The 24,872-nt window shown below is 68.0% G+C and carries 24 protein-coding genes and 1 pseudogene; 7 read left to right on the forward strand and 18 right to left on the reverse strand.

Going from position 1 to position 24,872, the window contains the following annotated elements; all coding sequences use genetic code 11:
- Positions 1–480 precede the first annotated feature (480 nt).
- The 5 genes from ASD21_RS15780 to ASD21_RS15795 form a co-directional block, all read right to left on the reverse strand.
- The gene (locus tag ASD21_RS15780) at positions 481–1,170 is read right to left on the reverse strand and encodes an FABP family protein (RefSeq protein WP_056443226.1); all 690 of its coding nucleotides are present in this window, start codon (positions 1,168–1,170) and stop codon (positions 481–483) included.
- A gap of 153 nt (positions 1,171–1,323) precedes the next feature.
- Entirely contained in the window at positions 1,324–1,560 is a 237-nt protein-coding gene (locus ASD21_RS24015; protein WP_156398401.1) for a hypothetical protein, read from the reverse strand.
- 5 nt (positions 1,561–1,565) lie between these two features.
- Positions 1,566–2,372: an exodeoxyribonuclease III gene (locus tag ASD21_RS15785; protein ID WP_056443230.1), complete on the reverse strand. Its 807-nt coding sequence runs from the start codon at positions 2,370–2,372 to the stop codon at positions 1,566–1,568.
- A gap of 412 nt (positions 2,373–2,784) precedes the next feature.
- Positions 2,785–3,438 carry an outer-membrane lipoprotein carrier protein LolA gene (locus ASD21_RS15790; protein WP_056443233.1) on the reverse strand — a complete coding sequence of 218 codons (654 nt, stop codon included), beginning with the start codon at positions 3,436–3,438 and terminating at the stop codon, positions 2,785–2,787.
- A gap of 266 nt (positions 3,439–3,704) precedes the next feature.
- A complete protein-coding gene (locus ASD21_RS15795) occupies positions 3,705–6,113 on the reverse strand; it encodes an FtsK/SpoIIIE family DNA translocase (protein WP_056443235.1) in 2,409 nt (802 codons plus the stop codon).
- A 155-nt stretch (positions 6,114–6,268) separates the two neighbouring features.
- Here ASD21_RS15795 and ASD21_RS24020 point away from each other — a divergent pair, with 155 nt between their 5' ends.
- Positions 6,269–6,907: a hypothetical protein gene (locus ASD21_RS24020; protein WP_156398402.1), complete on the forward strand. Its 639-nt coding sequence runs from the start codon at positions 6,269–6,271 to the stop codon at positions 6,905–6,907.
- 334 nt (positions 6,908–7,241) lie between these two features.
- Here the strand turns inward: ASD21_RS24020 and ASD21_RS15800 are convergent, their stop codons facing one another.
- Positions 7,242–7,748 (reverse strand): DUF1993 domain-containing protein, encoded by a 507-nt coding sequence (locus ASD21_RS15800; protein ID WP_156398403.1) that lies wholly within the window; start codon positions 7,746–7,748, stop codon positions 7,242–7,244.
- A gap of 134 nt (positions 7,749–7,882) precedes the next feature.
- Here ASD21_RS15800 and ASD21_RS15805 point away from each other — a divergent pair, with 134 nt between their 5' ends.
- Both ASD21_RS15805 and ASD21_RS15810 read left to right on the forward strand, forming a co-directional pair.
- Positions 7,883–8,752 carry a hypothetical protein gene (locus tag ASD21_RS15805; protein ID WP_056443241.1) on the forward strand — a complete coding sequence of 290 codons (870 nt, stop codon included), beginning with the start codon at positions 7,883–7,885 and terminating at the stop codon, positions 8,750–8,752.
- Between the two features lie 91 nt (positions 8,753–8,843).
- Positions 8,844–9,278, forward strand: a complete 435-nt coding sequence (locus ASD21_RS15810) for a CBS domain-containing protein (protein ID WP_056443244.1) — start codon at positions 8,844–8,846, stop codon at positions 9,276–9,278.
- A gap of 198 nt (positions 9,279–9,476) precedes the next feature.
- Here the strand turns inward: ASD21_RS15810 and mdh are convergent, their stop codons facing one another.
- A complete protein-coding gene (gene mdh, locus ASD21_RS15815; RefSeq protein ID WP_056443247.1) occupies positions 9,477–10,439 on the reverse strand; it encodes a malate dehydrogenase in 963 nt (320 codons plus the stop codon).
- 134 nt (positions 10,440–10,573) lie between these two features.
- Between mdh and ASD21_RS15820 the strand changes: the two genes are divergently transcribed.
- Complete coding sequence (locus ASD21_RS15820) at positions 10,574–11,623, forward strand: MaoC family dehydratase (protein WP_056443250.1); 1,050 nt, start codon at positions 10,574–10,576, stop codon at positions 11,621–11,623.
- Positions 11,616–12,041 carry an HIT domain-containing protein gene (locus ASD21_RS15825; protein ID WP_056443252.1) on the forward strand — a complete coding sequence of 142 codons (426 nt, stop codon included), beginning with the start codon at positions 11,616–11,618 and terminating at the stop codon, positions 12,039–12,041. The genes ASD21_RS15820 and ASD21_RS15825 overlap by 8 nt, the downstream gene beginning before the upstream one ends.
- Positions 12,042–12,202: 161 nt before the next feature.
- Here the strand turns inward: ASD21_RS15825 and ASD21_RS15830 are convergent, their stop codons facing one another.
- Entirely contained in the window at positions 12,203–13,252 is a 1,050-nt protein-coding gene (locus ASD21_RS15830; protein WP_056443255.1) for a hypothetical protein, read from the reverse strand.
- 12 nt (positions 13,253–13,264) lie between these two features.
- A complete protein-coding gene (locus tag ASD21_RS15835) occupies positions 13,265–14,143 on the reverse strand; it encodes an HpcH/HpaI aldolase/citrate lyase family protein (RefSeq protein WP_056443259.1) in 879 nt (292 codons plus the stop codon).
- 142 nt (positions 14,144–14,285) lie between these two features.
- On the opposite strand from ASD21_RS15835, the gene ASD21_RS15840 reads away from it, so the two are divergent.
- Positions 14,286–14,666, forward strand: a complete 381-nt coding sequence (locus tag ASD21_RS15840; protein WP_056443262.1) for a DUF2237 family protein — start codon at positions 14,286–14,288, stop codon at positions 14,664–14,666.
- Positions 14,667–14,806: 140 nt separating this feature from the next.
- Here the strand turns inward: ASD21_RS15840 and ASD21_RS15845 are convergent, their stop codons facing one another.
- The 5 genes and pseudogenes from ASD21_RS15845 to ASD21_RS15860 all read right to left on the reverse strand — a co-directional run bounded on the left by ASD21_RS15845 (position 14,807) and on the right by ASD21_RS15860 (position 18,627).
- Positions 14,807–16,204 (reverse strand): FAD-containing oxidoreductase, encoded by a 1,398-nt coding sequence (locus tag ASD21_RS15845; RefSeq protein WP_056443264.1) that lies wholly within the window; start codon positions 16,202–16,204, stop codon positions 14,807–14,809.
- Positions 16,205–16,669 carry a hypothetical protein gene (locus ASD21_RS15850; protein ID WP_056443267.1) on the reverse strand — a complete coding sequence of 155 codons (465 nt, stop codon included), beginning with the start codon at positions 16,667–16,669 and terminating at the stop codon, positions 16,205–16,207.
- 85 nt (positions 16,670–16,754) lie between these two features.
- Positions 16,755–16,850: pseudogene (locus ASD21_RS24025) on the reverse strand (hypothetical protein); the annotation flags it as partial.
- Positions 16,851–16,880: 30 nt separating this feature from the next.
- Positions 16,881–17,417, reverse strand: coding sequence for an RNA 2',3'-cyclic phosphodiesterase (gene thpR / locus ASD21_RS15855; protein WP_056443270.1), 537 nt, complete (start codon positions 17,415–17,417; stop codon positions 16,881–16,883).
- 157 nt (positions 17,418–17,574) lie between these two features.
- The gene (locus ASD21_RS15860; RefSeq protein WP_056443272.1) at positions 17,575–18,627 is read right to left on the reverse strand and encodes an aldo/keto reductase; all 1,053 of its coding nucleotides are present in this window, start codon (positions 18,625–18,627) and stop codon (positions 17,575–17,577) included.
- Positions 18,628–18,773: 146 nt separating this feature from the next.
- On the opposite strand from ASD21_RS15860, the gene ASD21_RS15865 reads away from it, so the two are divergent.
- Positions 18,774–19,526 carry a Bax inhibitor-1/YccA family protein gene (locus tag ASD21_RS15865; RefSeq protein WP_056443275.1) on the forward strand — a complete coding sequence of 251 codons (753 nt, stop codon included), beginning with the start codon at positions 18,774–18,776 and terminating at the stop codon, positions 19,524–19,526.
- Between the two features lie 63 nt (positions 19,527–19,589).
- On the opposite strand, the gene ASD21_RS15870 is transcribed toward ASD21_RS15865, so the two are convergent.
- The 4 genes from ASD21_RS15870 to acnA form a co-directional block, all read right to left on the reverse strand.
- The gene (locus tag ASD21_RS15870) at positions 19,590–20,150 is read right to left on the reverse strand and encodes an HdeD family acid-resistance protein (protein ID WP_056443278.1); all 561 of its coding nucleotides are present in this window, start codon (positions 20,148–20,150) and stop codon (positions 19,590–19,592) included.
- A gap of 77 nt (positions 20,151–20,227) precedes the next feature.
- Positions 20,228–20,566 carry a DUF2794 domain-containing protein gene (locus ASD21_RS15875; protein WP_056443281.1) on the reverse strand — a complete coding sequence of 113 codons (339 nt, stop codon included), beginning with the start codon at positions 20,564–20,566 and terminating at the stop codon, positions 20,228–20,230.
- A 727-nt stretch (positions 20,567–21,293) separates the two neighbouring features.
- A complete protein-coding gene (locus ASD21_RS15880; protein ID WP_056443284.1) occupies positions 21,294–22,010 on the reverse strand; it encodes a DUF1223 domain-containing protein in 717 nt (238 codons plus the stop codon).
- Between the two features lie 156 nt (positions 22,011–22,166).
- Positions 22,167–24,854, reverse strand: coding sequence for an aconitate hydratase AcnA (gene acnA / locus ASD21_RS15885; RefSeq protein WP_056443286.1), 2,688 nt, complete (start codon positions 24,852–24,854; stop codon positions 22,167–22,169).
- Positions 24,855–24,872 lie beyond the last annotated feature (18 nt).

Consider the following 24,872-nt stretch of genomic DNA (forward strand, 5'->3'; position numbering starts at 1 on the left):
GTGTTCCATGCCCGGCCGGCCCTGGAGACGTGAGGTTTGACGAGGTCCCTACGCACGCGAACCGCGCCGCCGACAGAGCTTCCCGCTCGATCGCCCCCCGCCGCCGCATCGGTCGCTGGCCATGCGCCCTTTCCCGCGTCGAGGTGGTATCAGGATACGGGCGGTTTGGAGGGTGAGGACCAAATCGGGTCGAGAAAGTGCAGGGCGTTGAAATCGCGGGGGTTTGTTGGCTATGCGCCGAGCGTAAGTCGCCCAGCCGGGGACATGCTCTCACGGCAAGGCCTCGCCAAATCGCCTCCGAAGCGTGGGGTGAGTGCGTGTCCCCATCGTCACCCACGGCGTCGAACTTCGATCCTGAATAGTGACCAGGCTCAGCGGACGACTTTGGGGACACGCACTCACATCAAGGGCTCTGCGAAACCGGTCGATGCACCGCCGTGAGTGCATGTCCCCCAGCTGATCTCTCCCCTCCGGGTCGCCCTACGCCGCCCCGCCCACAGAAACGAAGCCATGCGCCCGCGCCAAAGCCTCGCCCGCCGCGATCCGGGCCGAGGGATTGGGCCGGGGTTCGCCGACCTTGGTCAGGGTGTTGATGTCGACGTGGCGGAACGGCGCGGCCCGGCCGCGCACCTGAAGCATGGTGGTGGAGACGTAGGACCAGCCGCCTTCGGCGTTGAAGCCGATGTCGAGCTGATAGGAGTCGGTCCGGAACGCCCATTCCAGGAATTCGGCCGAACAGATGCCGTAGCCCGGGCCGCCCCGCTCGGCGCGGACCTTCAGGCCCGAGCCGTCCGGCAAGGCGCGGCCGCTGGCCAGCGCCACCTGGCCGCGCGGGATGGCCAGGGTCTGCATGATGATGCCGGTGGCCGGCTCCCACAGCCAGTAGCCGACCTGGTCGTGGAAGGTGGTGTCCTCGTCCGAGGCGACGATATGGACGTGATAGCGCAGGCCGTAGAGCAGCTGCGGCCCGTTGGCCTGGGGGTCGATCGGCTGCATCTCGATGCGCTCGAGGAACTCGCGCCGCTCGGGTCCCTCGGCCTTGGGATTCAGGTCGACGCCCTTGCGCCCTTCCCAAACGCCGGCCAGACGCCGCAGCGGGCCCAGATTGGCCAGGGTGTCGGGATCCACGTCCGCCGGTTCGGTGAAGATGTCGTCGGGAAAGTCGATCATCGTGTCCCTGCTCCAGCCAAGCTTGGCGGTATGTCAGCAAGGCATGGCCGACTCGAACCCAAAAGGGAAGTTGGGGCGAAGCCGGAAGGCGGGTGGTCGCGCCGTTGCCGCCGAGAGGACCTTCTGAAGGTCGACTTCGGGCGAAAAGCGGACCTAGCGCCTACGGCCGATGAACCACTCGGTCGTGATGATGAAGCGCTCGGCGTGCTCCGGCGGCGCGAACAGACCCACCATGCGGCCCGCGTGTCGGTCGACGAAAGTGGTTCCCTCGACCCATTCGCTCTCGACCAGGTAAGTCTCGCCATTGGAGAACTCCCGGACCTCGGCCATGCGTTTGCCGTCCTCGCTGTAGTGCGTGCAGAGCGTCCGATACGGGGCTCCGTTCAGCACGATTTCTAGACCCGCAGATCGGCCGTGACCGGCGCGTGGTCGCTCGGCCGCTCCCACTCCCGCACCGTGTCGTGGACCTTGGACGAGACCTTGCCGTCGACGATCGCCGCGTCGCGCAGGCCGGGGCTGGCCAGGATGTGGTCCAGGCGCAGGCCGCGGTTGGACTTGCGGAAGTCGGCGGCGCGGTAGCTCCACCAGCTGAACAGCTTTTCCGGCTCGGGCGTGGCCAGGCGCGGCAGGTCCAGGAGATCCATCGACTTGATCATCGCGTCGAAGGCTTCGAGCTCGGCCGGCGTGTGGCTGACAACCTTCAACATCTGGCGGTGACTCCAGACATCGTTCTCGCCGGGCGCGATGTTGAGGTCGCCGGTGACGATCAGCGGCGCCTTGGGATCGCGCTTCTTCAGGGCGGCGGTCAGGGTCTCGTAGAAGTCGAGCTTGTGGTCGAACTTCGGATTGCCGACGCGATCGGGCGTGTCGCCACCCGCCGGGATGTAGAAGTTCTGGATGTCGACGCCGGCCACCTTGACCGCGACGCAGCGGGCATGGCCCTCGCGGCAGTTCATCAGCGTCGGCACGTCCTCGAACGGCAGGCGCGAGGCGATGGCCACGCCGTGCCAGCCCTTCTGACCGGCGATCTTCAGGTGCGGCAGGCCCATGGCCTCGAAGGCCTCGCGGGGGAACTCCCCCTCCTGGCACTTGATCTCCTGCATGCACAGCACGTCGGGGGCCTGCTCGTCGACGAAACGGGCGGCCTGCTCGGCGCGCAGGCGGACGGAATTGACGTTCCAGGTGGCGATACGGAGGCGCATGCCGTTCCTCTAGAGGTTATCGACATCCAGGTCCAATAGGCTTCCGAGCGCTAAAACCTCGTCCTTCGACAAGCTCAGGATGAGGCTTTCGAGCGCGGCGTCAGCAGTAGCCCTCATCCTGAGCTTGTCGAAGGACGGGGACGGTCCCTGGACGCTGATTGCTCATCGTCTGGGCTTGCGGACGGACCAAAACGAAAAACGCCCAGACGCTGAGCGCCTGGGCGAAAGTCGGGTCTCTCATGCCGCCGCCGGGAGGGGATAGGTCCGGCACGGTTGCGAAGAGCGGGTCGGGCGCTCCTCGCCATGCGTGTTAAATCTGCCACGGCTGGAATCTAAGTCAAGAACAATCGCGTTAACACCTTGCATGTTGTGAAATTGTCGCATTTTGGCGTGTCAAACGGCCTTAATGCAACTAGGGCTTGCCGACTCTGCGCCTCGGATCGCTTAGGACGAAGAGCTTCGGATCCAGGCCCGAGGTCTTTTCGAAGTCGACCAGGCGCACGCGGGTTTCGCCGCCCTTCACGTCGGTGACGGTCCAGCCGATCAGGCTCGGCTCGCTGCTGAAGTCCAGGGCGATGCGGCCCAGGGTCTGGCGCCGGGCGTCGACGGCGGTGATCGTGAAGCCGTCCGACAGCTTGCGCACGCCGGTGATGGTCACGCCGCGGTCCAGCCGCACCTCCCGCGCCAGCAGCAGGGCCAGGGGCGTGCGGCTGAGCGGATAGCTTTCGAAGGTCTTCAGCCGGGGGTCGAAGAGGTTGACGTTGTTGCCGTTGCTGACGACCAGCAGGCCGGCCGGGCCGTCATAGGCGAAGCGGGCCTTGCCGGGGCGCTGCAGGTAGAAGTCGCCCTGGGTCTGGCCGCCTCGGGCGTCGGTCTGGATGAAGCGGCCCTTGGCCGAGCCCAGCGTCTGGATATAGGCCGTGGCCTTGTCGACCAGGGCCTTTTCCTCGGCCGAGAGCACCGGCGCCGAGGGTTGGGCGGCGAGCGCGGGGCCGGCCCCGAGCCCAAGGGTGGCGGCCAGGCTCAGGCCGGCGGCGAGGATCAGACGGCGGGTCGTGTCGGTCATGCGATCTCCTAGGCTTCAACCTTTGCCCTGACCATGCGACGAGCGAAAGGCCGTCGCGCGACCATTTTCCGGCGCTGCGATGAAGCGCCGTTCAGGTTCGGGGGTTGGAGCGAAGGGAAACGCGGGCGAACGGTCTAGGTTTCCGGTCCTCGCCGTGAGCCGAATTCCCCGTCCTTCGACAAGCTCAGGATGAGGAATTCGAACGCCAGCGCCTCGATAGCCCTCATCCTGAGCCTGTCGAAGGACGAGGGCGGGCCCGCGAGCGCCTACATCGGCGGCGGGGGCGGGGCCAGGATTTCGCGCTTGCCGGCGTGGTTGGCGGCGCCGACCACGCCTTCCTTCTCCATCCGCTCCATCAGCGAGGCGGCGCGGTTGTAGCCGATCTGCAGGCGGCGCTGGATGTAGCTGGTCGAGGCCTTGCGGTCGCGGGTGACCACCGCCACGGCGTGGTCGTAGAGGTCGTTGGCCCCGCCCTCGCCGGCGAAGGCGCCCTCGACGGCCTCTTCCTGCTCCTCGTCGCCGCCGGCGGTGACTTCCTCCAGGTAGTTGGGAATGCCCTGGTCGCGCAGGAACTTGGCCACGGCCTCGACCTCGCCGTCGCTGACGAACGGGCCGTGCAGGCGGGTGATGCGGCCGCCGCCGGCCATGTACAGCATGTCGCCCTGGCCCAGCAGCTGCTCGGCGCCCTGCTCGCCCAGGATGGTGCGGGCGTCGATCTTGCTGGTGACCTGGAAGCTGATCCGGGTCGGGAAGTTGGCCTTGATGGTGCCGGTGATCACGTCGACCGACGGCCGCTGCGTCGCCATGATCAGGTGGATGCCGGCGGCGCGGGCCATCTGGGCCAGGCGCTGGACGGCGCCTTCGATGTCCTTGCCGGCCACCATCATCAGGTCGGCGACCTCGTCGATGACCACGACCAGATAGGGCATGGGCTCGGGGCGGATCTTCTCGGTCTCGTAGATCGGGCGGCCGGCGTCGTCGAAGCCGGTCTGGACGGTCCGCTCGAAGTGCTCGCCCTTCTCCAGGGCCTCGTTGGCCTTCTCGTTGAAGCCGCCGATGTTGCGCACGCCGATCTTCGACATCCGTCGATAGCGGTCCTCCATCTCGCGCACCGTCCACTTCAGGGCGACGACCGCCTTCTTCGGATCGGTGACGACCGGGGCCAGCAGGTGCGGGATGCCGTCATAGACGCTGAGCTCCAGCATCTTCGGGTCGATCATGATGAAGCGGCACTTCTCGGGCGGCAGCTTGTAGAGGATCGACAGGATCATGGCGTTGACGCCGACCGACTTGCCCGAGCCGGTGGTGCCGGCGATCAGCAGGTGGGGCATCTTGGCCAGGTCGGCGATGTAGGTCTCGCCGCCGATCGTCTCGCCCAGGGCCATGGGCAGGATGTGGGTGGCCTTGTCGTAGTCGGACGATGACAGCAGGTCGCGCAGATAGACCGTCTCGCGGCGCGAATTGGGCATCTCGATGCCGATGGCGTTGCGACCCTGGGCCACGGCCACGCGGCAAGAGATCACGCTCATCGAGCGGGCGATGTCGTCGGCCAGGGCCACGACCCGGGCGGTCTTGGTGCCGGCGGCCGGCACCAGCTCGTACATGGTGACCACGGGGCCGGGGCGGATCTGGTCGATCTGGCCGCGGACGCCGAACTCCGCCAGCACGCTTTCCAGCAGGCGGGCGTTCTGGCGCAGGGCCTCCTCGTCGAACTCGGCCGAGCGCGGCTTGGGTTTGGCCAGCATGGCCAGCTCGGGCAGCTGGAAGCCCTCGGCCTCGAAGTCGAAGGCCTTCTGCTGTTCGCGCTGCTCGCGGGCGTTGGAGCGACCCGGAACCTTGGGCTGGGCGATGGCCAGGGGGCGCGGCTCGAAGCTGGGCTCGAAGGCGTCGTCGTCTTCCACGGGCGGCGGCGCGGCCTTGGCCGGCTTGGCGGCCTTGCGGGTTTCGGGCTCGATCTCGATGACCGGAGCTGCCTTGCGCGGGGCGCGGGGACGGGCGGCGGGTTCGGGCTGGGGCGCGGCGACCGGGGCGGCGGCGCGTTCGCGCGGCTGCATCAGGCCGTGGATCATCTCGCCGATCGCCTCGGGATCGATGCGGCGCACGCCGATCGCGTAGCCCAGGGCCACGATCGCCCCGATCGCCAGCAGCAGGGCGGCGATCAGGTGGGCGCCGGGCAGGCGGGCGAAGCCGAGCAGGCCGGTCAGCAGGTTCAGCAGGCCGTCGCCCCAGAACCCGCCCAGGCCCTTGGCCAGCGGCCAGGCGGCGGGACGCGGCGGGGCGGCCAGCATGCCGGCCAGGGCCAGCAGGCCCAGGCCCCCGACCAGGGCGCGGACCCGTAGGTCACGGCGATGGGCGGCCGGATCGGGCTGGGTGACGCGCGACATGCCGAACACCAGCATCAGGGCGGCGGCGACCCAGCCGGACAGGCCCATCGACTGCATGACCATGTCGGCCAGGGCCGCGCCGGCCCCGCCCAGCGCGTTGGTGGCCGGCAGGCCGGTGGCGGCGTTCAGGCTGGGATCGGCGGCGTTGTAGGTGGCGACCGACAGCAGCAGGCCCGCGCCGACCACGCAGATCACCCCGCCCCGGAACCGCGCCGACCACGGCTGGGCCCAGCCGTAGCGCACCGCGTCCCAGACCAGTTCAACGCTCGATCGCCGCGCCGCTCGCGCCATCAGAAGTCACCTTGCACTCGTGTAACCCGGATGTTGTGCCGCAAGAGGGTTAAGGGGCGTTTACGATGACCGGGCGGCCGTGCGGTTTGGAGTCGCGGATTGGGCGCGTGATCCCTGCTTGCGCAGTGAGGTAACCGCATAGAAGCTCGGCTTTCATGAATGCCGATTTCCTCCGCATATTGATCGCTAGGTGCGGCCGTCGCCCGTTTGCCTCTGCCCTGATAGGGACGATCACGGGGATGGTCACTTATGCTCTACTTCACATTGCAGGTTCGTCTGCCTGGATTGAGAGTCATCCGGGTTTGGCGGCTTGGGTACAAGCAGTGGGCTCAGTTGCCGCTCTCGGATGGGGCGCGTGGCTCTATAGAGCAAGCCTCAAGGACAAAGCAGCTGAGCAGGAAAACAATAAGCGAGCTGTAATCACCGCCAATATCGAGGTTTTGAAATTTGCAGCAAGATTGGCGAAAACAATTTCTGATATAGGGAGGGAATATATAGAGGAAAATAAATGCTTCGGCCCGACTGTACTACGAAGGTTAGATATGATAATCGAAACTATGCAGCTGGCACCGGTCGTGGAAACGAAAGACAGCTTTATCGTGGCAAGCATGATAGCTGCTCGTGCAACCATGGAGTCACAGAAAGAAGCATGTGAGTCATTTAATCAGGCAGTAGAACAAAATGTGAATGGTTCTGATAAAATTCATATCGAAACAATTCTTGGGTTCATTGAGCATTATTCGGTACAAATTAACGATGATGTTAATAAGTTATCAGAGCATTACCTGGGATAACCTTTATAGGCTATGAGCCGCCAGGGCGAATTTCGCTCTGAGCTGCCTAGGTTTGCCTAGTTCTCACATCCCGCATGGCTTGGAATAGGTGGTTATAGTCAACCGAAATGGGCTGGAACAAAACACGAACATACGTCCGGACTCGACGTGGCCGAGAGTCATTCTGGCGCGTAACCCGCCGCTGGTTGGCGGGTCAGTTGGGCGCCGGTCATGGACAAGGAGTTGTTGAGTCAGTTGCCGATGGTTCTGTCGGCGGTCGCGACGGTGTTCACCGCCCTGGCGACCCTGGTGTGGGCGTTCCGGCGGCGGCCTTGACCGCCGCCGGAAGCGCGCCTCAGGCCGCGCCCAGATAGTCCTTCTTGCCGATCTCGACGCCGTTCTTGCGCAGGATCGCGTAGGCGGTGGTCAGGTGGAAGAAGAAGTTCGGCTGGGCCTGGGTCTGCAGATAGGCCAGGCCCTTGACCACGGTGGTCTCGCCGCGGCGGGTCAGGCTGATGTCGCGGTCCTCGGCGCCCGCGAACTTGGCGGGGTCCAGGCCCTCGACATAGGCGACGGCGCGATCGACGCGGGCGATCAGCTCGTCGAAGGTCGTCTCGACGTCGTCCCAGGCCGGAACCTCCTCGCCGGCCAGGCGCGCGCAGCAGCCCTTGGCGAAGTCGGTGGCGATCTGCACCTGGCGCAGCAGCGGGAACATGTCGGGGAACAGTCGGGCCTTCAGCAAGGACTCGGGGTCGAGTTTCTTCGCTTCAACATGCGCAGCGGCCTTGGTCAGCACGCCCTTCAGGCCTTTCAGGCCCTGGACGAAGACGGGGACGCTGGCCTGGTGGATGGTGAGGGTCATGGGAACTCCGGCTCGGGGAGCGCGAGCCATAACGCGCGCCGTCGTCCGGAGCCAGAGCGCCTAGAAAAAGCCTTCACCGCACCGCCCGATCCGGCGAACATCGGTTTCCAATTCGTCGCCTGGGAACGTATTTCATGGTACGAGCCGCCACCTCCTTCCGCCGCCTGGTCGCGCCCGCCGTTTTGGCCGCCACGGCCGTGATGCTGGCCGCGACCGCCGCCGAGGCCCAGATCCCCGACGTCTTGCAGGCCTCGGAACAGGCGCTGTACGCGGGGAAATTCGACGCGGCCGTCGCGCCGTTGCGCGCCGCCCTGGCCGCCGACCCGGCGCCCGACGATCGCCTGCGGCTGCTGCTGCAGCAGATGCGAGTCCACCAGACCCAGCGGCTGTCGGGCAAGATCAGCCCCGACGAGGCGTCCGTGTCGGCGGCGGTCAAGGCCCTGACGCCGGGCATCCAGGACCCCGCCCTGCTGGGCCTGGTCGGCCTGCGCGAAACCACCTCGGACTATTTCGAGCGCCTGACCCGCGACCAGACGTCCGAGGTGATGACCCTGCAGCCGGCCTATCGCGCGGCGGCCGGGCGTCTGACCGACCCCTGCATGCGGGCCGAGGCCCAGTTCTTCGTCGGGCTGATGCCGCAGATCGCTGGCGATCCCGCCGCCTCGGGTCCGCCTCTGGCCGAGGCGCTGCGGATCGCCACGGCGGGCCATTGCGACCTGGAGGTCTCCTACGTGCTGCGCCACCAGGCCGTCGAGCGCGACGCGGCCGGCGACAAGGCCCGGGCGCGCGACCTGATGGCCGAGTCCCTGGCCATTCGCCGGCGGGTCGGCTTCCAGGTCTTCGTCCCCTATTCCCTGCTGTCGCTGGCCGACGCCGAACAGGCCGTGGGCGAGGCGGAGGCGGCCCGCGGCCACCGCCAGGAGGCCCTGGACCTGGCGCGAAAGCTGGATCTGCCAGCCCAGGAGGCGGCCGCGCGCGAGGCGTTGGGCGAGAAAGCCGGCTAGGTCGGAACCGTCCAAGCGCCGCCGTAACGGAACGGGCTTCGCCTCGCGGGGTTTCTCAGGGGTTCAATTCACTCCTTCAGGAGCATTCCCCATGAAAGTCAGCGACGCGATGACCAGCCAGGTCTCCACCGCCGCCCCCACCGACACCGTGCGCAAGGTCGCCCAGGTGATGGCCCATGTCGAAACCGGCGCCGTGCCGATCGTCGAGGGCGGCAAGGTGGTCGGCCTGGTCACCGACCGCGACATCGTCCTGCGCGTGGTCGCCGAGGGCCGCAGCTTCGACAGCCCCATCTCCGAGGCGATGAGCGAGGGCGACGTCCAGAGCGTGCGCGAGGACGACGTCCTGGCCGACGCCACCGCCAAGATGGCCAGCCACCAGATCCGCCGCCTGGTCGTGCTCAACGAGGCGGGAAACCTGACCGGCATCCTGTCGCTGGGCGACGTGGCCAAGGACTACGGCGCCAAGCAGGTGGGCAAGACGCTGGAGGACATCTCGGCCGAGCCGGCGGACGCGGCGGCGCAGTAGCTCACCCCCTTGCCCCCACCTGACGGCTTCGCCGTCTGTCCGCCCCCATAGGGGGCGGAGGACGAAAGCGCGGACTCCTCTTCCCCCTGTGGGGGAAGACGGTCGCGAAGCGACCCGTAGGGGGCAAGTGTCCGCCGCACAAAAGAAAAGGGCGGCCCCTCGCGGAGCCGCCCTTTGTCGTTCTGGATCGAGGATCGCCTACTTCAGCGAGCCGTCGATGCCCTTGCAGGCTTCCATCAGGCCCTTCACCGACTCGACGGACTTGGCGAACATCGCCTTTTCCTCGTCGTTGGTTTCGAACTCGACGATCTTCTCGACGCCGGCGGCGCCGATCACGACCGGCACGCCGACATAGAGACCATTCAGGCCGTACTGGCCGGTCAGGAAGGCGGCGCAGGGCAGGACGCGCTTCTTGTCCTTCAGGTAGCTGGTGGCCATGGCGATGGCCGATTCCGCCGGGGCGTAGAAGGCCGAGCCGGTCTTCAGCAGGGCGACGATCTCGCCGCCGCCGCCGCGGGTGCGCTTGACGATGCCGTCGAGCTCGTCCTGGGTCATCCAGCCTTGCTTGACCAGTTCCGGCAGCGGCAGGCCGCCGACCGTCGAGTGACGGACCATCGGCACCATGTCGTCGCCGTGGCCGCCCAGGGTCCAGGCGTGGATGTCCTCGACCGACACGCCGGTCTTTTCGGCCAGGAAGTAGGCGAAGCGCGCCGAGTCCAGGACGCCGGCCATGCCGATGACCTTTTCCTTGGGCAGGCCCGAGAACTGCTGCAGAGCCCAGACCATGGCGTCCAGCGGGTTGGTGATGCAGATGACGAAGGCGTCGGGGGCGTGGGCTTTGATGCCCTCGCCGACGGCCTTCATGACCTTCAGATTGATGCCCAGCAGGTCGTCGCGGCTCATGCCCGGCTTGCGCGGCACGCCGGCGGTGACGATGCAGACGTCGGCGCCGGCGATGTCGGCGTAGTCGTTGACGCCCTTCAGCGCGACGTCCTTGCCGAACACGGCCGAGGCCTCGGCGATGTCCAGGGCCTTGCCCTGGGGCGTGCCTTCGGCGATGTCGAACAGCAGGATGTCGCCCAGCTCTTCGCGCGCGGCGATGTGGGCCAGGGTGCCGCCGATCATGCCGGCGCCGATGAGGGCGATCTTCGCGCGAGCCATGGGGTCTCCGTCAAGGCTGTGGACGATGAATGTCGCGGCGGGGTCTACGCCCGCAACGGCTCGGCCTCAAGCCCCCTTTCCCGTTTCGCTGCAGTGCGGCAAAACTGCCTGAACAACGATAAGGAGGCACGGGGATGAGCAAGACCGATCCGGGGAACTATTTCGAGGACTTCCGCCTGGGCCAGGTGATCGTCCACGCCACCCCTCGAACCGTCACCGCCGGCGACGTGGCGCTGTATACGGCGCTGTACGGGCCGCGCTTTTCGCTGTTCTCGTCCGACGTCTTCGCCCGCGACTGCGGGCTGGAGACCGCGCCGGTCGATCCGCTGGTCGCGTTTCACATCGTGTTCGGCAAGACCGTGCCGGACATCAGCCTGAACGCCGTGGCCAATCTGGGCTACGCCGAGGGGCGGTTCCTGGCCCCGGTGCATCCGGGCGACACCCTGTCGGCCAAGTCCGAGGTGATCGGGCTGAAGGAGAACTCCAACGGCAAGACCGGCGTGGTCTATGTCCGCACCACCGGAACCAACCAGCGCGGGGTGGCGGTGCTCAGCTATGTGCGCTGGGTGATGGTGAGGAAGCGCGACCCCGGCGCGGTGGTCGAGGGCCAGGGCGTGCCGCAGCTGGCGACCGCCGTGGCCGCCGCGGACCTGGTGCCGCCGCCGGGCCTGGACTTCAAGCGCTACGACTTCGCCCACGCCGGCGCGCCGCACGCCTTCGAGGACTACGCGGTCGGCGAGAAGATCGACCACGTCGACGGCATGGTCGTTGAGGAGGCCGAGGCCCAGATGGCCACGCGCCTGTGGCAGAACACCGCCAAGGTCCATTTCAACCAGTTCGAGCGCGCCAAGGACCCGTCGGGCCGGCGGCTGGTCTATGGCGGGGTGGTGATCTCCACGGCCAAGGCCCTGTCGTTCAACGGCCTGCAGAACGCCGGACTGATCCTGGCGATCAACGGCGGCCGCCATGTCAGCCCCTATTTCGCCGGCGGCACGGTGTTCGCGTGGTCCGAGATCCTCGACAAGGCCGACCTCGGCCACGGGATCGGCGCCCTGCGCCTGCGGCTGGTGGCGACGGTGGACCAGCCTTGCGCCGACTTCCCCGACAAGGATGGGGCCGGGGCCTATGCTCCGGGCGTCATCCTCGACTTCGACTATTGGGCGGCGGTTCCGAAACGTGGCTGAGTTCTCGCTCGATCTGGCCTTCGTCGCCACCGCCGCCGACCTGGGCGAGCTGCCGCTGTGCCATGCCCGGCTGCAGCTCGACGCCCGCTATCCGTGGATCGTGCTGGTTCCCCGCATCGCCGGCGCTCGCGAGCTGGAGGACCTGTCCGCCGCCGACCGCGCGCGGCTGATCGAGGAGACGGTGCTGGCCGGCGCCGCCGTCCGCGCCGTGGCGGACGTCCTGGGCGTGCCGGTCGACAAGCTCAATGTCGGCGCCCTGGGCAATGTCACGCCGCAGCTGCATGTCCACGTGGTCGGTCGCCGGCGCGGCGATCCGGCCTGGCCGGGTCCGGTCTGGGGGCATTCGCCGGGCGCGGCCTACAAGGCCGCGACGCTGGAGCGGGCGGTCGCGGCGGCGCGGGCGGCGCTGGGGCTCTGAACCCACACCCATAACCGCCGTCATCCCGGGCCTTGTGCCCGGGACCCCTGGTTCAGCTGACGGTGAAGCGAAATGGCGCGCTGGCGCGCCACACCCCTGCCCTTGCGGCGGACGGAGGGGTCCCGGGCGCAAGGCCGGGATGACGGTTGAAAGGGGGAGGCCTACTTCTTTTTCTTTTTGGCCGAGCTCTTGGCCGTCGCCTTGCCCTTGGCCTTCGAGCCCTTGGCGGCCGTCGCCTTGCCCTTCGCGCCCTTCTTGCCCTTGGCCGTCGTCGCCTTGCCCTTGCCGCCCTTCTTGGTGGCGGCCGCGCACTTGGCCTTGGCGGCTTTCAGGGCCTTGCCGGTCTTGCCCTTGGTCGAGCAGGCCGGGGCTTTGGCGGGGGCCTCGGCGACCACGCGGGGCGCGGCGCGGGGCGCGCCCCAGATCACCGGGCCGCGGCCGGTCGGCACATAGCCGGGCGGCAAGGTGGCCTGGGCCACGCGATGGGCGGTGACCAGGGTCTCGACGCCGTTCTCGTTGAGCTTGCCGCTCCACGACCCGTCGCCGCGCGGCGTCAGGTCCAGGGTCGCCAGCTGGCCGGGACGCGGCGAGAACCGGGCGAGAAAGCCGTTGTAGGAGCGGTCGACGAAATCGATCAGGCCGGTGGAGCCCACCGTTCCGGGCCGGCGCACGTCGCGCCAGGCGCCTTCCAGCCCGTCATAGCCGCCGACCTTGTCGACCAGCTGCAGCGCATAGAGTGACGCGCCGTCCGGGCCCTCGATCGACCAGCCGCCGTCCAGCGGGCCCTGCAGGCCCTGGGCGGCCAGGATCGAGCCCTTGACCCGCAGGTCGTAGGCCTCGGCCGTCGGCACATAGCCTCCCGGCGCGATGGCATGGTTGGGCAGCTCGTCCGGATCCGGCGCGGGGATCGGCAGGATGGTGGGCTTGTGCGGCGGGGCCGGCGCCTGGGGCGCGGCGTCCTCCTCGTCGGTGGTCTGCGGACCGCTCTGGGCGATCAGGTCGGCCAGCGGGTCGACGGCCTGGTCGGCCGAGGTCGCGGTGTCCGGGGCCGGCGGCGCGGCCACGACGGGCGGGGTGTTCGGATCGACGGGCGCGGCCTGGGCCGGCGGGCCGGCCGGCGCGGATTGCACGGGCGCTGTCGCGACCGGCGCCTCCTGAGCCAGAACGGGGGCGGCGGCGAGGGCCAGCAGGGAGATCAGGAGCGCGCGCATCGGGCTTTCGGTCTAGGCGGCCGAGCGTTCGGCGATGGCGGCGGCCACCGCCACCAGCCGCTGCGCCTGAACCAAATGCAGCCGCTCGGCCATCTTGCCCTCGACCCGCAGCGCGCCCTTGCCGGCGTTCTCCGGGGCGGCGAAGGCGGCGATCACCGCCTGGCTCCAGGCGATCTCGTCGGCGGTCGGCGAGAAGGCGCGGTTGCAGATCTCCAGGTGCTTGGGGTGGATCAGGGTCTTGCCGTCGAAGCCGAAGTCGACGGCCTGGCCGCAGACCGCCGCCAGGGCGTCCAGGTCCTCGATGTCGTTGTGCACCCCGTCCAGGATGGTCAGGCCGTGGGCCCGGGCGGCGGCCACCGACAGCGACAGGATCGGCAGGAAGGCCTCGCGGCCCGGCGTCTGGCGGGCCCGCATCTCCTTGGCCAGGTCGTTGACCCCCATCACCCAGCCGGTCAGGCGGGTGGTGCGCGACGCCGCGGCGATCTCCCACAGGTGGAAGGCGGCCTTGCCGGTCTCGATCATGGTCCACAGCCTGGTGGCGGCCGGGGCGGCGTGCAGCGCGGCCTGGTAGGCGTAGACGTCGGCGGCGTCGTTGACCTTCGGCACGAGGACCGCGTCGGGGCCGGCCTCGGCGGCGGCCTTCAGGTCGGCCTCGCCCCAGGGGGTGTCCAGGCCGTTGGTGCGGATGACGATCTCGCGCGGGCCGAAGCCCCCGGCCTTGACCGCCGCGACGGCGGCGTCGCGGGCCGCTTCCTTCATGTCCGGAGCGACGGCGTCCTCAAGGTCCAGGATGATCACGTCCGCGTCCAGGGTGCGCGCCTTGTCCACCGCCTTGGCGTTGGAGGCGGGCATGTAGAGGGCGCTGCGGCGCGGCCGGGCGATGTCGGACATGAGGCTCCCGCTGGACTTCTTGGTCTTGTGCTTCCTCTTAAGCATCTGAAGCGCCGCACCGGAAGCCGTCACACGCGACAACAGCAGAACCGCGTCCAGATTCGCCAGACACAATCCCCGGGAACGGGGTTAAGCTCGGGGCATGACCACGCGCTACGACGACACCGCCAAGAACGTCCTGGGCCAGGAGCTGCAGCCCTGCTCGCTGAACCCGGTGACCGGCTTCTATCGCAACGGCTGCTGCGAGACCGGGCCGCACGATCTGGGCCTGCACACGGTGTGCGCGGTGATGACCGCCGAGTTCCTGGCCTTCTCGGCGGCCACCGGCAACGACCTGTCGACCCCGCGCCCGGAATACGCGTTCCGGGGCCTGGTCGCCGGCGATCGCTGGTGCCTGTGCGCCGGCCGCTGGAAGGAGGCCCTGGACGCCGGCGTCGCCCCACCGGTGGTGCTGGAGGCCAGCCACGAGGAGATGCTGGCGGTGGTCCCGCTGGGCGTGCTGAAGGACCACGCGGCGGCGTGAGGACATTCAAGGTCTGAGACGAAAGCCTCGTCCTTCGACAAGCTCAGGATGAGGTTTTTCTGTCGCTCGGCCTGTCAAAGGTCCTCATCCTGAGCCTGTCGAAGGACGAGGACCTCGCACCGGGGCCAGTGTGGATCGGCCTAGACCAGCGGCTTCAGCTCCCCCAGCATCGTCGGGATCAGCTCCGACACCGTCGGGTGGATGTGCACCGCGCGCTGGATCGTCGTGTAGGGCGCCTTGGCGTACATGATGTCGATCATGCCGTGGATCGCCTCGTCGCCGTTCAGGCCCAGGATCGCCGCGCCGAGGATCTGCTTGGTCTCGGCGTCGACCACCACCTTCATGAAGCCTTGGGTCTCGCCCTTCTCGACCGCCCGGCCGACCCGGGTCATCGGGCGCTTGCCGACCAGCAGCGGGCGGCCCGTGGCGCGGGCCTCGGCCTCGGTCATGCCGACCCGGCCCAGCGGCGGGTCGATGAACAGGCCGTAGCAGGTGATGCGGTCGCTGACCTTCCGAGGGTCGTTGTCCAGGAGGTTGGCGGCGATGATCTCGAAGTCGTTGTAGGCGGTGTGGGTGAAGGCGCCCTTGCCGTTGCAGTCGCCCATCGCCCAGACGCCGGGATGGCTGGTCCTCAGCTGGTCGTCGACGACCACGTAGCCGCGTTTATCGAGGTCGATACCGGCCTTGTCCAAACCCAGGTCGTCGGTGTTGGGCTTGCGGCCGATGGCCAGCAGCACGTGCGAGCCGGTCACCTGCGGCGCGCCGTCCTCGCAGGTGACATGGACGCAAACCCCTTCGTCACAGGGGGCGAAGGCGATGCATTCGGCGTTGAGGCGGACGTTCACCCCCTCGGCCTCGAGGATCTCGCGCACGGCGTCGGAGATCTCGGGATCCTCGCGGCCGATCAGGCGCGGACCCATCTCGACCACGGTGACCTTGGCGCCGAAGCGCCGGTACATCTGGGCGAACTCAAGGCCGATATAGCTGCCGCCGACGATCACCAGATGCCGGGGCAACGCCTCGACCTCCATCATGCCGACATTGGTCAGGTATCTGATTTGGTCCAATCCCGGCATGTCGGGCGCGTTGGCGCGGCCGCCGACATTGAGGAAGATCTTCGGGGCGGTCAGCAGGTCGTCGCCGACCCGCACGGTCTCGGCGCCCTCGAAGCGGGCGTGGCCCCGGAAGACCGTGCAGCCCTTCATGCCGCCCAGCCACTTTTCCAGGTTGCCCCGGGCGTTGAGCGTGACGGTCCGGGCGCGGTCGTGGACGCGCTTCATGTCGACGCCGACTTCACCTTGCAGGACCACGCCGTACTCCGCCGCCCGCCGCGCCAGGTGGGCGGCGTAGGCGCTGGCCACCAGGGTCTTGGTCGGCATGCAGCCGGTGTTGACGCAGGTTCCGCCGAAGTCCTTGCGTTCGATCAGGGCGACGGTCCAGCCGGCGTCGGTCAGCCGTCCGGCCAGGGACGGGCCCGCCTGCCCGGCCCCGATGATGATGGCGTCGAAGGCGCGCCTTTCGGGAATGGGGCCCGACATCTACTTGACCGCGGTGACGATCAGGATCGCGCCGCCGACCGCGACGACGTCTTCGATCAGGCCGGCCGGCAGGTCCTTGCCGACCGCCTTGGCCAGGCGGCCGCGGACGTCCGCTCCGCCCAGCGTGCCGATCACCGCGCCGATCGCCCCGGCGACCGCGCCGCCGATCCAGGCGCCGCCACTCATGCCGATCGCCGCGCCGCAGAAGGCGCCGCTGACGATGCGGGTCCCGAACTGGGCCGGAACCTTGCGGCTGGGGGTCTGGGGCAGCTGGTCGCCGATCAACTCCAGCACGGCCAGGGCGGTGAACACCCAGGTGGCGATCGTGCCGCCCACCCACTCCAGCGGCGTGCCCGTCAGCGGGATCAGGCCCAGGTGCGCGCCCCAGGCGACGGCGGCCGGGGCGGTCATGGCGCGCAGGCCGGCGACCACGCCGATCAGCAGAGCGAACAGATAGAGGGACATGCGGGTCTCCGTTGAGCGCCGCCGTGATCTGGCCCGCCGCGCGATCAAATCGCAAGAGCGAACGCCGTTCTTGAACGTTTCGGCTTAAGCGCCGTGCGTCCTTCGAGGCCCGCTTCGCGGGCGCCTCAGGATGAGGAGCTTTGTTGCCACTGAATTCCTCATCCTGAGGTGCGAGGCGCAGCCGAGCCTCGAAGGACGCACGGTGGCCGGTTCAGCCCAGCGGGTATTCCGCCTCCAGCCGGTAGGCCGAGCCCTCGTGGGTGCGCCAGCTGGAATAGAGGCCGAAGCGGTCGACGCGGAACGGCGGCGAGTGCAGCAGGTTGTTGGCCTGGATCCAGGCGGCGACCTCGGGCACGGCGGGGCGCTTCAGATAGGCCAGGGTGAGGTGCGGGGTGTAGACCCGGGTCTCGGGCTTGAGGCCGGCCCGGCGGGCGGCGCTCTCATTGGCCTTGGCCAGGCGCCGCAGGTCGGGGTTCTCGGCGACCCCGGCCCAGACCGCGTGGATCTCGATCCCCTCGCCGAAATGGCCGACTCCCTGGAGTTCGAGGTCGAAGGCCGGGGCCTCGATTCCCCGCAGTTCCTCGTCCAGGTCGGCGGCGATGGTCTCCTGCACGTCGCCGATGAACTTCAGGGTGATGTGGAACGCTTCGCGCGGCCGCCAGTGCGCGCCCTCGATGCCGTGCTGGCGCGGCAACAGGTGGTCGCCGACCTCGGCGGGAATGGCGATGGCGGTGAACAGGCGGATCATGGCGTTGTTCTAGCCGATCCTCCCCCCGTGGGGGAGGTGTCGGCGCAGCCGACGGAGGGGGGAGTAATAGGCCATGGACCGCAACTCGGATCGATCGTCCCACAACTCCCCCCACCGGCCTTCGGCCGCCTCCCCCACAGGGGGAGGGCCTAGGTTCTCACGGACAAGGATTCGGCTGCAGCGCGTGCAGGGCGTTGACCGCCTTTTCCATCTCCTCGGTCCAGGTCAGGTCGAAGGCGGCGATGTTGGTCTTCAGCTGGTCCATCGAGGTGGCGCCGATGATGGTGGCCGTGACGAACGGGCGGGTGTCGCAGAACTTCAAGGCCAGCTGGGCGGGGTCGACGCCGAAATGGGCGGCCAGGTCGACATAGCCGCGGATCGCCTCCTCGGCGCCGGGGCCTTCGTAGCGCTGCATGCGGTTGTAGAGGGCCTTGCGCGAGCCGGCCGGCAGCTTGCCGTCCAGGTACTTGCCGGTCAGGGCGCCCTGGGCCAGGGGCGAATAGGCCAGCAGGCCGACCTGTTCGCGCATGGCGATCTCGGCCAGGCCGTATTCGAACGTGCGGTTGGCCAGGTGGTAGGCGTTCTGGATCGAGGCGATGCGCGGCAGGCCGCGCTGCTCGCTCTCGGCCAGGAAGCGCATCACGCCCCACGGAAACTCGTTCGAGACGCCGATCGCGCGGATCGTCCCCTTCTTCACATGGGCGTCCAGCGCCTCGAGGATGTCGCCGAACGCCTCGAAGTCCTGCTCGTAGTCCTTGAACGTCTGGCCGCCGAACACCCGCACCGGCCGGTCGGGCCAGTGCAGCTGGTAGAGATCCAGATAGTCGGTCTCCAGGCGCTTGAGCGACTGCTCCACCGCATAGTCGATCTGGGCCTTGGTCTGGCGGGTGGGGCCGCCGTCCGGCCGCATCCACGACAGGCCGCCGAACGCCGCGCCCCGGCCGGCCACCTTGGAGGCCAGGACGATCTGCTGGCGCTTGCCGGTCGTCTTCAGCCACGAACCGATATGGCGCTCGGTCGACCCTTGCGTCTCGGGATTGGGCGGGCTGGCGTACATCTCGGCGGTGTCCCAGAAGGTCACGCCCTGGTCGAGCGCGTAGTCCATCTGTTGGTGGGCTTCCGCCTCGCTGTTCTGCGAGCCCCAGGTCATGGTGCCCAGGCAGCAGCGCGAGACTTGGATGCCGGTCCGGCCGAGTTCGACGTAGTCCATGTCGCCCCTTTCAAGGATCTATCGCATCCATCTTACGGGCGGCGCGCGCCACGGAAAGCGCAACATCTTGCATGATACTCGCAGGACCCCGATATTCGGGGAGCGTCCAAGATGGGCGCGCTGCTTTTTCGAAGGGCCTTACCCCGATGAACGACTTCAACCGCGGCTACGCGCGCTCGATCCCCGCGGATCGCGCCGACATGTCGGTTGACGCCGGCCTGCGCAGTTTCATGCTCGGCGTCTACAACAAGGTGGCGTTGGGTCTTCTGCTGTCCGCCGCCCTGGCCTACCTGACGACCGCCTACGCGCCGGTCGCCAACCTGCTCTACGTCCTCACTCCGGACGGCCGCCTGGCGGGCTTCACGGTGCTGGGCATGGTGCTGCGCTTCGCGCCGCTGGTCATGATCCTGGTGTCGATCTTCGCCATGCGTAACCCGACCGCCCGCTCGTCCGGCGCGCTGTACTGGGCGCTGGTGGCCTCGATCGGCGCGGGCCTGGGCCTGTGGCTGATCGTCTACAACATCCAGTCGGTGTTCACGACGTTCCTGATCACCTCGATCGCCTTCGGCGGCCTCAGCCTGTTCGGCTACACCACCAAGAAGGACCTGACCGGCTTCGGCAGCTTCCTGATCATGGGCCTGATCGGCCTGGTTCTGGCCTCGCTGGTCCAGATGTTCCTGCACCTGCCGGGCCTGAGCTTCATCATCAGCATCCTGGGCGTGCTCATCTTCGCGGGCCTGATCGCCTACGACACCCAGCGGCTGAAGATGGCCTATTACGAAATGGGCGGTGATCAGAACTCGATGGCGGTGGCCACCAACTACGGCGCGCTGAACCTGTATCTGAACTTCATCAACCTGTTCCAATTCCTGCTCAGCATCTTCGGCAGCCGCCGCTAGACGCCAGGTCCGGAACTCGAGACGAGGGCCCCGGCGGGAAACCGCCGGGGCCTTTTTCCTGGCCTAGAGGCGACGGCGCAGCCGGCGCAGCCGCAGCGCCAGGGCCACGATCAGCACGCCCAGCGCGATGGCCCAGACGCCGATCAGCCAGGCCAGGGCCAAGGCGCCGGCCCGCGGCGCCAGGACCACCCCCGCCCCGAACAGCACCGAGATCGTCCCCGACGCGATCAGCGTCCATTCGTTGTCGATGACCTTGCGCATATGGACGGCGCCGATGATCTCGAACAGGCCGCGCGCCACGGCGGACACGCCGATCAGGATGATCAGCAGGATCGCCGTGAGCGCCGGCCAGGCCAGGGCGGCCACGCCCGCGACGAGATTCGCGACCCCGATCACCACCAGCCACCATCGCGGGACGATGCCGCCGCCGCGCAGCGCTTCGGCCAGGGCGAACACCCCGTCGCTCAGGGCGTAGACGGCGTAGAGGATCACCAGGATGACCAGGGTCAGGTGCGGCCACAGCAGGGCCAGGGCCCCGAACAGGATCGCCGCCAGGCCGCGCAGCAGCACCAGCCACCAGGTGCGGGCCAGCAGATGGGCCACGGAAAGGGGTTCGGCGATCATGCGGGGCTCCCGTCAGGCCGAGCCGGCGCCCGGTCCCATGGGAACGCCGGCGGCCCCGCGATCGGTTCAAAAGCGCCTCAGTCGATGACCTTGAACCGGCCCTTGTCGAACATCCGCAGCACCTGGGCCAGGTCGTGGCCCCGCTTGAGGGTCAGGCCGCCCTGGCCGATCACCGCCCATTCGCCCTGCTTGCGGGCCAGGGCCGGGTGCTTCTCGATGCGGTAGAGCGGCGCCTCGGCCGCATGGCGGAACACCGAGAACACCGCGTGGTCGCTGAGGCCGGCCATGCCGTAGTCGCGCCACTCGCCGGCGGCGACCATCCGGCCATAGAGCCGCAGGAGCTGGTCGATCTCGCGACGCTCGAAGAAAACGACACCGTTCTTGACGGTGACCGGGGGGCGGGAATCCAGGGCCATCGGGCGAATCCTAACCCCAAATCGGGCTTCGAGGCGAGCGCCCCTCGGCGAAGGGCGGCGTGCGCGTCGAGACCGGCGTTGCGGCCTTGCTACAGTGGCGCTTGATAATCTCCGTACTGTCGCGATGGGCCACGAAATGACCTTAATTTCGACCCCTCGCCGCCCGGTTGGCCCACCATCTTCGACTGGTCGGCCGATCGGACATCCTGCGGTTCAGGATCCTGAACAGCCCCCCCAGCCCCCTCGATCGTGGGCCGGTCGGCCGACAGACCACCCTCTAAAGCATTGCCCGAGACCCCCGCGTGGCGCCCCTCTCCACGCGGGGTTTTCGCGTGCGCGCCACCGCGACGTTCAGCGCGGCTCGGACACATCCACGACACGAACCGCCGCGAAACGACCTTTATCGCGCCCTTCCACCGCCGATTTGGCCCGCCATAAGGTCAGTGTCGGCTGATCGGACGCCTCGGATCCGGACCCTGAACAGCCCCCCAGCCCCCCTGATTCGGGCTCTGGTCAGCCGACGGACTAGACATTTCCCCTCCCCCTAAGAGGCCCGCGCGGTGTCCCCTCCCCGCGCGGGCTTTTCTTTTGGACATAGGTCCTCCCCCTGTGGGGGAGGCGCGAAGCGCCGGTGGGGGGAGTTGTGGGATCGATCGAGGAATTCGGCATCTGCCGATCACTCCCCCTCCGTCGGCTTCGCCGACACCTCCCCCACAGGGGGAGGACCCTACTTTTCCGAAACTTCCTGCAGCACCCCGATCACCCGGCCGCCCTTGGCGCCCTGGACGATGATCACGGTCTTCAGCGCCTCGTCGGCGGCGACGGGCAGGCGGTAGAGCTTGGGCCGGCCGTTCCAGGGACCCAGGCGGACCAGTTCGCGCACGACGTTGCGGTGGACCAGGGTCTGGCCGCGGTTGTCGCCGCGCTTGACGGCGATGTCCTGCTCGCGCGGGTCGTAGCGCACCAGCCAGACCTCGCCCCCGCCGCGCGGCGCGGGGCCCGAGCCGACGGCCACGCGGCCGCCGTCGCCGATGAATTCCATGTCCGGCGGATTGGACGGCGCCTTGGCCGCATCCTTGACCAGGGTCTCGACCGCCTCGGCCTTGGCGCCGGACGCCTGCTGGCGGCCCGCGACCACGACCTGCGGGGTCGGCACGTCGCGCAGCGAGAACTTCTGGGCGTAGGCGCGCTGGCGGGTCGCGAAGGCCGGCTTGGCGAAGGTGTCGGTCCAGCCGAGGTAGTCCCAGTAGTCGACCGAATAGGTCAGGGCCAGGACGCCCTTGTCGTCGGCCATGTCGGCGATGACCTGGTTGGCCTTGCCGCAGGAGGAGCAACCTTGAGCGGTGAACAGCTCGACGACCACCGGCGGTTTCGCGGCGAGCGCGGGCGCGGCTGAAAAACCCGCGAGGGTGGTGAGAGCGAGAAAGAGCAGGGCCTGACGCATGTGCGGGGCACTTAAGCCAAGATCGTGGTCGATGGCCGTTCACGAGGCCGTGAAGGCGGCTTTCTCGCGCAAAAGAAGAAATCCGCCGCACGAAAAACCCAAAGAAAAAGCCGGGCCCCGTGGGGACCCGGCTTCGTCTTTTCGAGCGCGTCGCGCTTAGTCGGCCTTGGCCAGGTTGCGCAGCACGTAGTTCAGCACGCCGCCGTTCTTGAAATATTCAAGCTCGGTGGGGGTGTCGATGCGGCAGCGGACCGGGAAGCGGGCGATGCGGCCGTCGGTCGGGCGATAGAGCTCGACGATCAGCTGCTTGCGCGGCGACAGGTCCTGCAGGCCGCGGATCGAGACGATCTCCTCGCCCGTCAGCTCCAGCTTCTGCCAGCCTTCCTGGACGAACTGCAGAGGCAGAACGCCCATGCCGACCAGGTTGGAACGGTGGATGCGCTCGAAGCTTTCGCAGATCACCGCGCGGACGCCCAGGAGCTTGGTGCCCTTGGCCGCCCAGTCACGCGACGAACCGGTGCCGTATTCCTTGCCGCCGAACACCACGGCCGGACGGCCCTCGGCCTGGTACTTCATGGCCGCGTCGTAGATCGACATCACCTCGCCCGAGGGGAAGTGCTTGGTCACGCCGCCTTCGATGTCCGGGGTGATCTTGTTGCGGATGCGGATGTTGGCGAACGTGCCGCGCATCATCACCTGGTGGTTGCCGCGACGGGCGCCGTAGCCGTTGAAGTCCAGCGGGTCGACGCCGTGGTCGATCAGGTACTGGCCGGCGGGGCTGGTCTTCTTGATCGAGCCGGCCGGGCTGATGTGGTCGGTGGTGATCGAGTCGCCGAACACGGCCAGGACGCGGGCTTCCACGATGTCGGTGACCGGGGTCGGGGTCATCGACATGTTGGGGAAGTAGGGCGGGTTCTGGACGTAGGTGGAGTCACCTTCCCAGGCGTAGGTCTGGCCGCCGGTGATCTTGATCCCCTGCCAGTTCTTGTCGCCCTTGAAGACGTCGCCGTAGCGGCTGGCGAACATCTTTTCGGTGACCGACTTGCGCTGCAGGGTCGCGATGTCCTCGTTCGAGGGCCAGATGTCCTTCAGGAAGACGTCATTGCCCTTCTTGTCCTGGCCCAGCGGCTGGGTGGCCAGGTCGATCTTCATCGAGCCGGCCAGGGCGTAGGCCACCACCAGCGGCGGCGAGGCCAGGTAGTTGGCGCGCACGTCCGGGTTCACGCGGCCTTCGAAGTTGCGGTTGCCCGACAGCACCGAGCAGGCCACCAGGTCGGCGTCGTTGACGGCCTTGCTGATGTTCTCGGGCAGCGGGCCCGAATTGCCGATGCAGGTGGTGCAGCCGTAACCCACCAGGTTGAAGCCGAGCGCGTCGAGGTGCTTGGTCAGGCCGGCCTTCAGCAGATAGTCGGTGACCACCTGCGAGCCGGGGGCCAGCGAGGTCTTCACCCACGGCTTGACCTTCAGGCCCTTGGCCACCGCGTTCTTGGCCAGCAGGCCGGCGGCGATAAGGACCGAGGGGTTCGACGTGTTGGTGCAGCTGGTGATGGCGGCGATGACCACGTCGCCGTGGCCGACGTCGAAGGTCTCGCCCTCGACCGGCACGCGGGCGTTGGGGGCCTCGGCCTTGCCGAACTCGCCGGCCAGGCTCTCGGCGAACTTGGCGGCGGACTCGGTCAGCAGCACGCGGTCCTGCGGACGCTTGGGGCCGGCCAGCGACGGCAGAACCGACGACAGGTCCAGCTCCAGGGTGTCGGTGAAGGTCGGCTCGGGCACGCCCGGCTCCCACCACAGGCCCTGCTCCTTGGCGTAGGCTTCGACCAGGGCGACGCGGGCGGCGTCGCGGCCGGTGCCCTTCAGATAGGCCACGGTCGAGGCGCTGATCGGGAAGAAGCCGCAGGTGGCGCCGTATTCCGGAGCCATGTTGGCGATGGTCGCCTGGTCTTCCAGGGTCAGGTTGGCCAGGGCGTCGCCGTAGAACTCGACGAACTTGCCGACCACGCCCTTCTTGCGCAGCATCTGGGTGACGGTCAGCACCAGGTCGGTGGCCGTCGCGCCTTCCGGCATGGCGCCGGTCAGCTTGAAGCCGATGACTTCCGGGATCAGCATCGGGATCGGCTGGCCCAGCATCGCGGCCTCGGCCTCGATGCCGCCCACGCCCCAGCCCAGGACCGACAGGCCGTTGACCATGGTGGTGTGGCTGTCGGTGCCGACGACGGTGTCGGGATAGGCGGTGGTTTCGCCCTCGGCTTCGTTGGTCCAGACGGTCTGGGCCAGGTATTCCAGGTTCACCTGGTGACAGATGCCGGTGCCCGGGGGCACGACGCGGAAGTTGTTGAACGCCGACGAACCCCAGCGCAGGAAGCGGTAGCGCTCCAGGTTGCGCTCGTATTCACGGGCGACGTTGTCTTCGAAGGCCTTGGGATTGCCGAAGTTGTCGACCATCACCGAGTGGTCGATGACCAGGTCGACGGGGTTCAGCGGGTTGATCTTGGCCGGGTCGGCGCCCAGGGCGACCATGGCGTCGCGCATGGCGGCCAGGTCGACGACGGCCGGAACGCCGGTGAAGTCCTGCATCAGGACGCGGGCCGGGCGGAAGCTGATTTCGTGCTCGACGCTGCCCTTGTTGTCCAGCCAGTTGGCCACGGCCTTCAGGTCGGCTTCGTTGACGGAAACGCCGTCTTCGTAGCGCAGCAGGTTCTCCAGCAGCACCTTCATCGAGACCGGCAGCTTGCCGGCGCCGTTCAGACCCGCTTCCTCAGCGGCGCGAAGGCTGTAATAGACGTAGGTCTTGCCGCCGACGACAAGTTCGCGGCGGGTTTTGAGGCTGTCTACAGACGCCATTTCGAAGGATCCCTTCTC

The sequence above is a fragment of the Caulobacter sp. Root1455 genome (assembly GCF_001426905.1).
Lineage (GTDB): Bacteria > Pseudomonadota > Alphaproteobacteria > Caulobacterales > Caulobacteraceae > Caulobacter.